General features: G+C 63.3%; 12 protein-coding genes. 3 read left to right on the top strand and 9 right to left on the bottom strand.

Annotation, left to right across the window (positions count from 1 at the left end):
* Positions 1–282: 282 nt before the first annotated feature.
* The 3 genes from V7S54_RS12135 to V7S54_RS12125 all read left to right on the top strand — a co-directional run bounded on the left by V7S54_RS12135 (position 283) and on the right by V7S54_RS12125 (position 3,969).
* Positions 283–1,155 carry an arginase family protein gene (locus tag V7S54_RS12135; protein WP_065376276.1) on the top strand — a complete coding sequence of 291 codons (873 nt, stop codon included), beginning with the start codon at positions 283–285 and terminating at the stop codon, positions 1,153–1,155.
* Positions 1,156–1,245: 90 nt separating this feature from the next.
* On the top strand, positions 1,246–1,848 hold the full coding sequence (locus tag V7S54_RS12130) for a class I SAM-dependent methyltransferase (RefSeq protein ID WP_065376277.1): 603 nt from the start codon (positions 1,246–1,248) through the stop codon (positions 1,846–1,848).
* Between the two features lie 603 nt (positions 1,849–2,451).
* On the top strand, positions 2,452–3,969 hold the full coding sequence (locus V7S54_RS12125; RefSeq protein ID WP_083203784.1) for an arylsulfatase B: 1,518 nt from the start codon (positions 2,452–2,454) through the stop codon (positions 3,967–3,969).
* Positions 3,970–3,990: 21 nt separating this feature from the next.
* On the opposite strand, the gene V7S54_RS12120 is transcribed toward V7S54_RS12125, so the two are convergent.
* The 9 genes from V7S54_RS12120 to V7S54_RS12080 form a co-directional block, all read right to left on the bottom strand.
* Positions 3,991–4,389 (bottom strand): hypothetical protein, encoded by a 399-nt coding sequence (locus V7S54_RS12120; protein WP_065376278.1) that lies wholly within the window; start codon positions 4,387–4,389, stop codon positions 3,991–3,993.
* A 202-nt stretch (positions 4,390–4,591) separates the two neighbouring features.
* A complete protein-coding gene (locus V7S54_RS12115; RefSeq protein WP_234793169.1) occupies positions 4,592–4,897 on the bottom strand; it encodes a hypothetical protein in 306 nt (101 codons plus the stop codon).
* Between the two features lie 126 nt (positions 4,898–5,023).
* Positions 5,024–5,731, bottom strand: coding sequence for a L,D-transpeptidase (locus V7S54_RS12110; protein ID WP_065376279.1), 708 nt, complete (start codon positions 5,729–5,731; stop codon positions 5,024–5,026).
* The gene (locus V7S54_RS12105; protein ID WP_065376280.1) at positions 5,728–6,642 is read right to left on the bottom strand and encodes an ABC transporter substrate-binding protein; all 915 of its coding nucleotides are present in this window, start codon (positions 6,640–6,642) and stop codon (positions 5,728–5,730) included. Before V7S54_RS12105 ends, V7S54_RS12110 begins: the two co-directional genes overlap by 4 nt.
* A gap of 452 nt (positions 6,643–7,094) precedes the next feature.
* Positions 7,095–7,625, bottom strand: a complete 531-nt coding sequence (locus V7S54_RS12100) for a metal-dependent hydrolase (protein WP_065376281.1) — start codon at positions 7,623–7,625, stop codon at positions 7,095–7,097.
* A gap of 137 nt (positions 7,626–7,762) precedes the next feature.
* Positions 7,763–7,978: a hypothetical protein gene (locus tag V7S54_RS12095; RefSeq protein ID WP_058322390.1), complete on the bottom strand. Its 216-nt coding sequence runs from the start codon at positions 7,976–7,978 to the stop codon at positions 7,763–7,765.
* A 68-nt stretch (positions 7,979–8,046) separates the two neighbouring features.
* Positions 8,047–9,096 carry an MBL fold metallo-hydrolase gene (locus tag V7S54_RS12090; RefSeq protein WP_065376282.1) on the bottom strand — a complete coding sequence of 350 codons (1,050 nt, stop codon included), beginning with the start codon at positions 9,094–9,096 and terminating at the stop codon, positions 8,047–8,049.
* A gap of 429 nt (positions 9,097–9,525) precedes the next feature.
* Positions 9,526–10,188 (bottom strand): peroxiredoxin, encoded by a 663-nt coding sequence (locus tag V7S54_RS12085; RefSeq protein WP_065376283.1) that lies wholly within the window; start codon positions 10,186–10,188, stop codon positions 9,526–9,528.
* 518 nt (positions 10,189–10,706) lie between these two features.
* A complete protein-coding gene (locus V7S54_RS12080; protein WP_306341293.1) occupies positions 10,707–11,177 on the bottom strand; it encodes a c-type cytochrome in 471 nt (156 codons plus the stop codon).
* Positions 11,178–11,266: the final 89 nt, after the last annotated feature.

Here is an 11,266-nt window from a genome sequence, read left to right as displayed (position 1 = left end):
CGCAAGAAACTGCTCGCGCAAATGCGACGTGTCGGTTAGCGTTGCACGCGCAAGTCGCAGTTCGGCGTGAACTCACATGATTTCAAGAACGAACAGCGCGGCAACGAAGGTCAGGAGGACGGGGAGTTCGGCCATCGGAGGTTCCGGTGAAGGTCAGCTTTCACATCCTTACCATAAGCTCCCGGCCTGTCGATCAGCCCTCTCGCTGACGGCGCGCCGATATTTTTCTCCGCCGGTCGACATCTTCGTCTAGTCTGTCGCCGGACTCGGCAGGAGAGAACAATGAGCGGCAAAACTCTACGTCTGCAGATCCCGCAATGGCAGGGCGGAACGCTGGAAGCCTATCACTTTGGCGCGCAACTGCTCGCCTTTCTGGCGCCCGCCGCCACCGGGCCGGTGGCAACCGTCGAGGTGCCGGAACCGGAAGGCACCGAGCTTGCCGTGGAGGATGGCATCGTCGCCCGCACTGCCCTCCTCCGTCAGCTCGATGCGGCGGAAGAGATCCTGAAGAAAGAAGCGCCGGACAAGGTCGTCGTTCTCGGCGGCGATTGCGCCGTCGACCTTGCCCCTTTCGCCTATCTCAACGAGCGCTATGAGGGCGACCTCGCGGTTCTCTGGGTCGACGCCCACCCGGATATCAGGACGCCCGACCAGAGCACGCATGCGCATACCATGGTGCTCGCCCAACTGATGGGCGAAGGCGACCCGGATTTTACGAAAAGGGTCACGAGACCGATAAAACCAGAAAGGGTGATGTATGCCGGCCTCTACGACATGTCGCCGGCCGAACGCGCAACCGTCGACCGCCTGGGGCTCAGCATCGCGACACCGTCCGAGCTGATCGGATCGAGCAAGCCCGTGCTCGACTGGCTGCGTTCGACCGGCGCGCGGCACGTTGCCATCCATTTCGACCTCGACGTCCTCGATCCCGCCGGGCTTCGTTCGCTTTACTTTTCGCGGCCGGACGCAGCACCCGGCGCCTTCGCCGGCATCCCGCAGGGGCGGATGACGATCCCCGAGGTCGTTCGCCTGCTGAACGACGTGGCAGCCGAAGCAGAGGTCGTCGGGCTCGGCATCACCGAACACCTGCCCTGGGACGCGATCGCCATCCGCAATATGCTGCGGGCACTGCCGCTGATCGGCGGGCAAGCGTAGCCGAAGCGGCCACGCAACCTTTCTACGGTTTCCGGCCGCTGCTCCCTCCCACTCTTCACCTCAGACCCAGCACCGACAGCCGGAACATTCATGACAAAGTCCGAGCCCGACGATACCCTCGCCTTCTACCGCGACAACGCCGCGACCTATGCGGCGCGCGAACGCAAACCACCGACCGCCCGGCTCGACGCCTTCATGCGCAAACTTCCGCCGGGTGCCGCCGTGCTCGATCTCGGCTGCGGCGGCGGGCATGATAGCCTCGCCATGCTGGAGCGCGGCCTCGACGTCACCGCCTGCGACGGTTCGGCGGAACTGGCGCGCGAAGCGGAACACCGGATCGGCCGCAAGGTCGAGGTCGTCAGGTTTCAGGAGATTGATTGGCAGGAGCGCTTCGACGGCATCTGGGCGGAAGCATCGCTATTGCATGTGCCGCGCGCCGAACTTGCCGATGTGCTTGCCCGCATTCGCCAGGCGCTCCGGCCGGGCGGTTTTCTGCAAGCGAGCTTCAAGGCGGGCAAAGCGGAAGGCCACGACCGTTTCGGCCGCTACTACAACTATCCTTCGGCAGAATGGCTGCGCGACCGTTTTGAAGACGCCGGCTGGTCGGACATCCAGATGCGCGAAGCGGACGGCGGCGGTTACGACGGCGAGCCGACGCGCTGGCTGCATGTGGCGGCAGTCCGCTCAGCCTGAAGCGCCCCGCCGCTCGCGGGCATTGCCCTGCGGCCCACCCGGACCGGCAGGTCCGCTCACCTGCTTGCCGCCTCAGGCCTCGCTGCTAAAGTAACTCAGGATCAAAAGCGTGCAGATCGCTGCAACGATCAATGCGTCGAAAAGTGCAAAATGCTCGAAGAACGAGAGCATGGCATTTCCTCCTTCCAACTAAACCTATGAGAGCACATATTTCCGCGATTTGGAAGAAGAATACCGGGCTATACTGACGTTCAATCGATATTACTCACCCTTATTATTGCTCTGCAACAAATCTATTTCGGCACCGCACAATAACGACTTCAACATCGAGACCCGGCACAACTTGAAGATTCGGCTCTCGATCGAAATGCCGAACGACTTGATTTCCTTCACCTGCCCCAGATGCGCCGGCCCGCTCGGACGTGACGCCGGCCCTGCCCGTGGCGGCCTTCACGCGCCTTCGTCGGCGAACGGCACTGAGGAAAAAGCCCGGCGCCGGCGCCGCGGCAAACCGATTGACGGCGCTACCGGAAGATGTAGATATTAGTAATATCGAATAAAAAGATCCGCCGGCCGGCGGGGTCTATTTTCCAGGGGGTGCGCATGTCTGACCTGCAAGCGAACAACGCCCGCGCGGGCGGCGGCGAAACGGCTGTCGCCGACAAGGACAAAAGCGGCCTGACGCGGCGCGAGGCGTTCATGAGCGGCGCGGCGTTTGCCGTTGCCGCCGGCATGCCGGCTGGCCTTGCGGCCTTCTCCGCAAACCTGGCCCTCGCCAATGGCACGACACCGCCGAACATCGTCTACATCATCGCCGACGATCTCGGCTGGGCCGATGTCGGCTTCCATGGCTCCGACATCAGGACGCCCAATCTCGACAAGCTCGCCGAGACGGGCGTGACCTTCGACGAATTCTACACCCAGCCCATGTGCACGCCGACGCGCGCCGCCTTCCTCACCGGCCGCTACCCCTTGCGCTATGGACTGCAGACCGGGGTCATCCCCTCGCCCGGCTCCTACGGGCTGGCGCTCGACGAATATCTCTTGCCTCAGATGATGAAAGATGCCGGTTACAAAACCGCGCTGGTCGGCAAGTGGCATCTCGGCCACGCCAAGGTGGAATACTGGCCAAAGCAGCGCGGCTTCGACAGCTTCTACGGCGCGCTCGTCGGCGAAATCGATCACTTCAAGCATTCCTCCCACGGCGTGAAGGACTGGTACCGGGACAACAAGCCGCTCGAGGAAAGCGGTTTCGACAACACGCTCTTCGGTGACGAGGCGGCGCGGGTGGTGGAAGGGCACGATGCCGCGGCTCCCCTGTTCCTCTACCTCGCCTTCACCGCGCCGCACACGCCGTTCCAGGCGCCTCAGGATTATCTCGACCGTTACAAGCACATCGCGGATGAAAACCGCCGCGCCTATGCGGCGATGATCTCCGTGCTCGACGATGGCATCGGCAAGCTGGTGACGGCACTCGAAAAGCGCGGCATGCGCGACAACACGCTGATCGTCTTTCACAGCGACAATGGCGGCGTGACAAGTTCGCTCTTTGCCGGCGACAGCAAGGTCAGCGGCGGATTGCCGGCCAGCAACGGCCCCTACCGCGACGGCAAGGGCACGCTCTACGAGGGCGGCACCCGCGTCGCAGCGCTTGCCAACTGGCCGCAGAGGATCAAGCCGGGCAAGGTCGGCGGCATGGTGCACGTCGTCGACATGTACCCGACGCTCGCAGCCATCACCGCTGCGCCGCTCGGCAAGAACAAGCCGCTCGACGGCATGAACCTCTGGCCGTCCCTCAGCGAAGGCAAGCCTTCGCCGCGCCAGGACCTCGTCTACAATGTCGATCCGCTGGCAGGTGCCGTGCGCAAGGACAACTGGAAGCTCGTATGGAAGGCAGCCCTGCCCTCCAGGCTGGAACTCTTCGACATCGCCGCCGACCCGTCCGAGACCAAGGATCTCTCGGCAGAGAACGGCGACAAGGTGCGCGAACTTCAGGACTGGATCACCCGGCTCGCCGGCGAAATGGTCCAGCCGCTTCTTCTCATGGATGCCGCGCGGCTGACCTTCTATGCGCCGCCGATCGCCGCCGACCCTGCGACGCTGTTCAGTCTTGGAGACTGAACCTGCAGATTGCCGGATCATTCATACCACTGATCGCCCCGGCCGTTGGAATCCGCCCGCGAAGGCGTAGCCGCACCGTATCCGGGCACTCAGCGAGGACTTGTCGATCCAGGCCTGGATTTCGCTTGTCATGGCGCCAAGGAAGACGACTTCCGGAAGGGCGGCAACGTCGTGCAACGCGGACATTTCCGGCCAGCCCATGGCGATGTCGTGATGACCGATCCAGGCGGCGGGGTTGCTGTAGTCGATGACCCCGCGTGCTGTCCCCTCCGACGCGTTCACGAAAAACCTGTAGGAAAGGACCCCAGGATCGCCTTCGGCTTCCACCCTTCTCGCCAGCGCGTCGATCGCGCGCGCAAAGTGATCGGGCGAAGCTTTCAACTCATACAAGTTCAGGATGGTGAGGCGTTGCTTCATCATGATTGCCTCTCTTTCCCGAGGTAACAACGCCCCGGCGCAGGGGACGTTGCATCGGCCCCGCGGTCATGCCTTCCCGTTGGCTGGAGCAACTCCAGGAAAAGTGCGAAACGGTTTTCCGTCAGGAATTACGCAAATTCAAAGACTTAGATTACTTCAGTGTTTCGATGAAACAATGAACTGATCTAAGGTCTTGCAGTGCCGGTCAGGTGACCGGCGTCACCGATTTCACGCTGCCGGCGGTATCGACGACGCAGTTGAATTTGCGCCCGCCGGCGTCGAGATCGACGCTGTAGTTTGTCGCGTCGAGTGCCCGCGAACTGGTCGGCAACACCTTGGTGCTATCGACCTTCGCCGTGCCCGCGACCGCGTTGGCGCAGATCAGCTGCAGGTCGGCCGGCGCCGTCTGCAGGCTCGTGCGTGCCATGTCCTCAGGTTTTGGCGCTGACTGGCAGCCGCCGATTATGGCCAGCGCCAAGGCCGCCGGGACAAACCCCTTCGAACGCAACATCCCCTTGCTCACCACCTGTTCTCCCCTTTGAGTATATGCCTGTCACTGGTTCCTGTGGGACGGATTGGCCACGCCTGACCCTGCGGCCAATTAAAAGCACTCGCGCCCTGTTCGAGCGACGTCTGCTCAAACGCCCTTGTAGAGCGCCGCTCCCTGCATCAGCACGATCACCTTGGCGCCGATCGCGATGCGGGAATGCAGGTCGGTGACGTCGTCATTGTTCATGCGGATGCAGCCGGAGGAAACGTCGAGCCCGATCGTCCAGGGCTCCACCGTGCCGTGGATGCGGTAGATCGTGTCCTCATCGCCCTCGTAGAGATAGAGCGCGCGGGCGCCGAGCGGATTGTCCGGCCCGCCGGGCATGCCGGCCGCCCATTTCGCCGCGTTCGGGTCGCGCGCCACCATCTCGGCCGGCGGCGTCCAGGTCGGCCATTCCGCCGTGCGTCCGACGCGTACGATGCCGGCCCAGCCGAAGCCCTCGCGGCCGACGCCGATGCCGTAGCGGATCGCCTGGCCGCCCGGCTGCACGAGGTAGAGGAAATGCTGGTTGCCGTCGATGATGATGGTGCCGGGTTGCTCCGCCGTGCGGAACGGCACCACCTGGCGGCGGAAGGCCTCCGGCGGCTGGTTGTTGCGGGCGAAGTATTGCCGCGCTTTCTTCTTGTCGTAGTTCACCCACTTCTTGGTGCGGGCATCATAGATCTGCGTCTGCGCCAATGCGGCCAGCGGCCCGAGGCAGAGCGCAGCGGCAAGAACGGCAGCACCGAGCTTGCGCCGCGTCCATGCCGGTTGATCCTTGCTGACAAGATGGTTCTGGTCGGATGTCGCGGTCATGGCTTGGCCCACCCGTCGATGCGCGCCGCGTTGTCCTCGGCCCATTTCTTGGCAAAGTCGGCCGGCGCCTGCCGCTCGACCTCCAGCGCATAGCTCATCTTCGTCACTTCCTCCGGCGAGAAATCCACATTCTCCAGGAATTTCACGACGTCAGGGTGCTTCTTGCCGAAGGCGGTGGCATAGGCGATCTGGAAATGCGCCGCCTCCCAGGCGGTCGAGGCGCTGGATTTCGAGACCCAGAGCGGGTCACTCGGCGGCACGATCTTCCACTTGGCGGCATCGTGCGGCGGCTCTTCGAGCTTGGCAATCTGGTGCAGCTCGAACACATGGTGCGGCGCGTAGCAGTAAAACACCATCGGCCGCCCGGTCGCGACAGCCGCGTCCACAGCCGCCATCGCCACTTCCTCTTCCGCCTCGAACAGCGTCAGGGTCTCGCCATAGCCGTAGCCCGCCGCCCGCGCCCGCTCGATGCCGGTTGAAAGCCAGGTCGCAGCTCCGATCCACATCTCGCCCTTGCCGTCGCCGTCGGTGTCGAGGATCTTGGTTTTCTCGGGGTCGCTGAGATCGGCGGCCGTCTTGATCGTCGCGGCGGCTTCCGGCGTGGCGCAAAGCCCCTGCCAGGCCGGCACGCTGCGTTCCGTCAGCTGACCGACACCCTTGTCGGTCACGTATTTGCGCACGACATCCTCGAAATTCGGCCGCCAGACTTCCGGCTGGATATCGACCGTGCCCGTCTCGAAGCCGACGAAGGCATTGAGCGTGCCGAGCTCCTTGACCTCGGCATCGAGGCCGAACTTCTTGGCGATGCCGACCTTCAGGATATTGGCCGTCGCCTGGCCCGACGGCCAGTTCGGCATGGCGATCACCAGGTCGGCGGCAGTGGCCGGCACGGCCACGGATGCGGCAAGCATGACAGCCAGCGCCGCTGGCAGAAACCTCGACTTTCCCTTCACAGTCCCCTCCGGCCTCGATTAATCGATGCGAATGACGTCGTGAATGCGTATCAGGAATGCGTCCAAGTTCCGGGGCAACGCGAGGCGCGCGCCGCGGCTATGCGAATGCTAGGCTTGTCCATGGGGCCTCAGGCCCCCTAGAGCGTCCCGCTTTCAACTCGAAGCGGACAAGATCCTCTAGTATCAAAGCGCTACAGCGACCTTTGCGCGTCCGACAAGACGCGCGGCGCTGCAGTGTTCCCTGTGCCGTCTGCCGGCATCTTCGTTTCTTGGCCGGCAGGATGCATAGAACGACGGCCTTCGTCAACGATCTGGCTACACCGCACGTTGCATGGGCGCATCTCTTCACCGGCGTTCACGCCGCAGCACCGCGCGAGACCGCAAGCATTGCATGCCGGAGTTCGTGGAGCCTACGGCTCTGCCGCACGGGCAGCCTCTTTCCCGATGGCGCGCCGCGCCCTGAAATCGCGCAGGGCGAACTGGCCTGCAACCAACCAAATCGCCAGCTCAAGCGCAAAGGTCCAGTGCAGCAGGAAGTTCAGATACCAGGGCTTATAGACCGCCTGCACATGCACCAGGTTCACCCGCAGATCGGCGAAGGGAAAGAACCAGCGAATATCTGCCGCGATCGAATCCATCACCAGATGCAGGAGCACGCTGATGAGCCCGACACCGACGAGGACGAGCTGATTGCGCCGCCCAGCAGCGATGAGGAGAAGCGCGATCGCCGCCGCCAGCACCAGCCAGAAGACCGGCGTGTGCACCCAGTAGTCGTGATGCGGCGTGCGGCGCTGGTCGATCAGGTAGAAATAGGCGAGATCGAAATCCGGCAGAACGGAACAGAGCAGCCCGATGCCGAAGATGGCGCGGGCCTGCGAGGGATTGCGACGCGCAAAGGGGCGGCTCAGCAGATAGCCTGCCGGCAGATGGGCAATGAACAAGGCAGGTTTCCTCCTGAAGCGCAATCCCGCGGAACCGCGTCTTTCACACCCGCAGTCGAGACGTGAATGCTTGAGGATTTGCAACCGAAAATGTCGGATTCGTGGCTGTTGCCCACAGCCGCCGCTGCCAGCGGGTGCTACCAGTTGCCCGGATCAGCACTGTGATCGATGCTGGCGAATTCGTCGGCCTTTTCCCGGTCGAGCGTCAGGCTGGTGGCGTTCTTCGCCTCATCGGTGACGGCGTAGGTGAGCGGCGCCGGCTCGCGCGTCAGATACTGGTACATCAGAAGCGCGGCTTCCTCGGCGCTATCGGCCTCGAACTCTCTGACAACGCTGACGGAAAACTTGTGCATGGCCGGCCCCTGCTCTTTGAACGCTCCTATGAGATGGCGCGGCCGCGCCCGGCGTCAATGCGTCGGCATCAATGTGTCACGGGCCCATCCGCCTTCTTCCAGGCGGCAATGCCGCCTTCGATGTGGCAGGCGCTCGCGATGCCGGCTGCTTGAGCCGCTTCGACCGCCATCGCCGAGCGCTCGCCGAAGGCGCAGTAGAAAACGATGCGCTTGCCGGTCGCATCCGCGAGCTCGTGCAGCACGCCGCCTGCGGCGATGTTTTGCGCAAGATCCGGATAAGGTGCGTGCAGCGAACCGGGAATGGTGCCGTGTTTCTCCCGCTCCGCCTTCTCGCGCAGGTCGACCAGCGCGATGCTGGCCCGGCCACAGAGCGCCATCGCTTCCTTGGCCGAAAGCGCCCAGCCGCGGCGCGCGATCTCGTCCTGGTGCAGGCCGATATGGACATTGGCCGGCACCGCCACATCCATCATCTTCGGGTTCGGCAGGTTGAGGTTGTTCATCAGGTCGACATATTCGTCGACGGACTTCACCCGAAGCCGCGGGTTGAAGTGCTTCTCTTCGCCGATGGTCGAGACCGTATCGCCCTTGTAGTCGTGCGCCGGGTAGACGAGCGTCTCGTCCGGCAGCTTCAGGAGCTTGTTGAAGATCGAGTCATATTGCTGGCGCGGGTCGCCGTTCTGGAAGTCGGTGCGCCCGGTGCCGCGGATGAGCAGCGTGTCGCCGGTAAAGACCCGCCGCCCCATGTCGCCGCCCATCAGGAAGGAATAGGAATCGTCCGTGTGGCCGGGCGTATAGAGCACGTCGAGGCTCAGACCCTCGATCGACACCCGGTCGCCCTCCGCAACCCGCATGGAAACGACGTCGGCCGCCGTCTGCTCGCCCATCACGGTGATGCAATGGGTCTGGTCGCGCAGCGCCCCGAGCCCAGTGATGTGGTCGGCATGGAGATGGGTATCGACGGCCTTGACCAGCCGGAGGTCAAGTTCGCGGACGAGCTGCAGGTAGCGCTCGACCTTTTCGAGTACCGGGTCGATGATCAGCGCCTCGCCGCCCTGGCGGCTGGCGATCAGGTAGGTATAGGTGCCGGACACGCTGTCGAACAATTGACGGAAGATCATCGGCGGCTCCTTGGCTGACGATAACGCGGCTTCCAATCGGGGCGCGATGGCGAGGAGAGGTGGTCGTCCCTCATCCGCACGGTGAAGGAGAAGCCCCTCATCCGCGCGGTGAGGGAGAAGCCCCTCATCCGCCTGCCGGCACCTTCTCCCCGCAAGCGGGGCGAAGGGACGTTGCCGCGCTCTCGAATTTCCCCTCTCCCCGCATGCGGGGAGAGCTAAGTTTGCACCCGCGACCGCGCCAGCCGGAACCTCCAAACGTTGGAGAAGGCGAAGAGCCGAGCGGGTACCGCATGTCTCCTTCTCCCCGCCTGCGGGGAGAAGGAGCCGGCAGGCGGATGAGGGGCGCTTCCCTCACCGCGAGGATGAGGGGCATTCCCCTCACTGCGCGGATGAGGGGCACTGCCCTCGCCCCTTTGCCGCTGCGACGCCTCAGCCCTTCGGCTGCGGCACGATGCGGATATAGGGCTTCGGAGCCTTCCAGCCTTCCGGATAGACCTTGCGGGCGTCCTCGTCGCTGACCGAGCCGGCGATGATGACGTCGTCGCCCTGCTTCCAGTTCACCGGCGTCGCCACCTTGTGCTTGGCGGTCAGTTGCAGCGAGTCGATGACGCGCAGCACCTCGTCGAAGTTGCGGCCGGTGGTCATCGGGTAGATGAGGACGAGTTTGATCTTCTTGTCCGGGCCGATGACGAAGACGTTGCGCACCGTCTGGTTGTCGGCAGGCGTGCGCTGCGTCGGATCGCCCGAGACCGGCGCCGGCAGCATGCCGTAGAGCTTCGAGACAGTGTAGTCGACGTCGGCGATCATCGGGAAGTTCGGCGCATGGCCCTGCGTTTCCTCGATGTCGGCGGCCCAGCCGGCATGCCGGTCGAGCGGATCGACGGAGAGGCCGATGATCTTGACGCCGCGCCGGTCGAATTCCGGCTTGATGCGCGCCATGTAGCCGAGTTCGGTGGTGCAGACGGGCGTGTAGTCCTTCGGATGCGAGAACAGGACCGCCCAGGAGTCGCCGATCCAGTCGTGAAACCGGATCGTGCCATCGGTCGTTCCGACCTCGAAGTCCGGTGCGAGGTCATTGATTGCAAGCGTCACGATACCCTCCAATGTGTGTGAGCGCTGCGCCCGCCCGGGCGCGATGGGAGCACTCTATTTTCTTGACAGCGCCGCGTCCGGCAAGGCGCCAAACGGCCGCTGCAATCCTCTGCATTCGTCCATTGTTTACGCTCCGGCGGCGACCGTCCGGAGGAAAAATTCCTTTAGAAAATCAAATCATTACAGCAGCCCTTGGAGCACACCGGGAAGCCCGGCGCCAAGGCGCGATGCCCAGTGTGCCACTTTTGCCGCTTAAGGCAACCGGAAAGACGCAGCCTTGCAACCGGCCGGATCGAGGCTTGCATCATCGATCGTCGGTCGCCGCGGCAGGCCAGCCACGCGTCGAAATGTTGTCGCAACGCCGGCCCGCCGCTGCACGCGTGTACAGACGCGCCAAGCGCCATTGATCTTATCCTTGGCAATTCGACAATGCGGACATCGCTCGCCGGTTTCATCCGCCAATCCCGGAAGGTTCGCATCCGACGGGCGACTTGAGCAGGCTCGTATACCTGTCGCTGCTACTCTTTCTTCATTCGGAATTTCTCGTGACAGCTGCCGCAATTCGTGGTTACCGCGTTGAACTGCGTCTTAAATGCTTCGAGATCCTGCGGATTGGCAGCGACGGCAGCGGCCACATCCACCCGGAATTTCTCGGCAGCCGCCTTGAACGCGGGCATGTCTTGCCAAATTGCCGGCAAGGCGGCCGTGTCTCCGGTTTCGCTGCCGGCGGGAAACAAGACGTCCACGTCGAATTTTTCTGCGTTCTCGCTAAGGCCCTTGAGGGCGGTCATGGCAACGGCAGCGTCAAACGGCTTTTCTCCCTTGACCATGGGAGCGACGGTGCCGACCAGTCTACCGCGCTCCTTCATGATAGCCTTGCGATCTGCAATTGGATCAGCGAAGGCGCTGGAGCCCGTAAGCGCGAGTGCGGCGATGGCAAGAATGAGCGTTCTCATGAGCAAACCCTCTGGATTGCGGTTGAGCGGCATGACGAAACCCAACTAAAATACACGCAAAAAATTCACCCCCCCAATTCACGCTTTCGTGTTGTTCTGGTTTGGAATTTCGCAATTCCGGA

Origin of the sequence: Ensifer sp. CCNWLY38, assembly GCF_037120565.1 — a bacterium.
In the GTDB taxonomy this organism is placed as follows: domain Bacteria; phylum Pseudomonadota; class Alphaproteobacteria; order Rhizobiales; family Rhizobiaceae; genus Ensifer; species Ensifer adhaerens_H.
Note: the sequence above shows the minus strand (reverse complement) of the source record. Positions and strands in the feature narration are given on the sequence as shown.